This window comes from Veillonella parvula (assembly GCF_040097785.1).
GTDB classification, from domain to species: domain Bacteria; phylum Bacillota; class Negativicutes; order Veillonellales; family Veillonellaceae; genus Veillonella; species Veillonella parvula_D.
This window is the reverse complement of the sequence record NZ_JBBNNS010000011.1, coordinates 1-894: the sequence shown is the minus strand read 5'-3', so window position 1 is coordinate 894 and position 894 is coordinate 1. Positions and strand designations below refer to the sequence as shown.

1 protein-coding gene is annotated in these 894 nt (G+C 47.5%); it reads left to right on the top strand.

Translation table 11 applies throughout. From position 1 onward, the window contains the following. Positions 1-130 precede the first annotated feature (130 nt). The gene (locus AAA071_RS09455) at positions 131-799 is read left to right on the top strand and encodes a uracil-DNA glycosylase (protein ID WP_055169703.1); all 669 of its coding nucleotides are present in this window, start codon (positions 131-133) and stop codon (positions 797-799) included. Positions 800-894: the final 95 nt, after the last annotated feature.

Here is an 894-nt window from a genome sequence, read left to right as displayed (position 1 = left end):
CGCAGACGCAGCACTGGCGGCATCCTTGTTCCACTATAAGGAACTGGAGATCCGGCAGGTCAAAGAATATTTGAGGGAGCAGGGGATTTCCGTCAGACTAATATAAAACAAAAGAGAGGAAGTGAACATCATGTCTGGAATCAATGGAGACTGGTATGAAGCATTAAAGGGGGAATTTAAGAAACCTTATTATAAAACATTATTTAATACGGTCAATGAGGAGTATCGGACCAGACAGATTTTTCCGCCGGCGAATGATATTTTCAATGCGTTTCATCTGACACCTTTAAAAGATGTGAAGGTAGTGATTCTCGGGCAGGACCCGTATCACAATTTTAATCAGGCGCATGGGTTGTGCTTCTCGGTGAAAAAGGGAGTGCAGGTTCCTCCGTCTCTGGTTAATATTTATAAAGAGCTGCAGGATGATTTGGGCTGTACCATTCCGAACCACGGGTGTCTGACAAAATGGGCCGAGCAGGGAGTACTGATGCTCAATACGGTGCTGACGGTGCGGGCGCATGAGGCAAATTCCCACAGAGGAATCGGCTGGGAGGAATTTACAGATGCAGCGATCATGGCAGTCAACGCACAGGATCGGCCGATCGTGTTTATTCTGTGGGGAGCGCCGGCACAGCGCAAAAAACGGATGCTGAACAATCCGAAGCATTTGATCCTTGAGGCGCCGCATCCGAGTCCCCTGTCTGCATACAGAGGATTTTTCGGAAGCAGGCCGTTTAGCCAGACCAATCAGTTTCTGGAAGAACATGGGGTGACACCGATCGACTGGCAGATTGAGTAAGGCCATCAGGAATCCAGATACTGAAAAAGCTGGTTTACCGTATGTTCTACCATATCTGACTGATAGAAATAGTACAGCTTGTTATTGCGGACTTC

What these genes read in the sequence shown, in the direction of transcription:
- AAA071_RS09455 (WP_055169703.1), top strand. Translation starts at nt 131, where the DNA reads ATGTCTGGAATCAATGGAGACTGGTATGAAGCATTAAAGGGGGAATTT.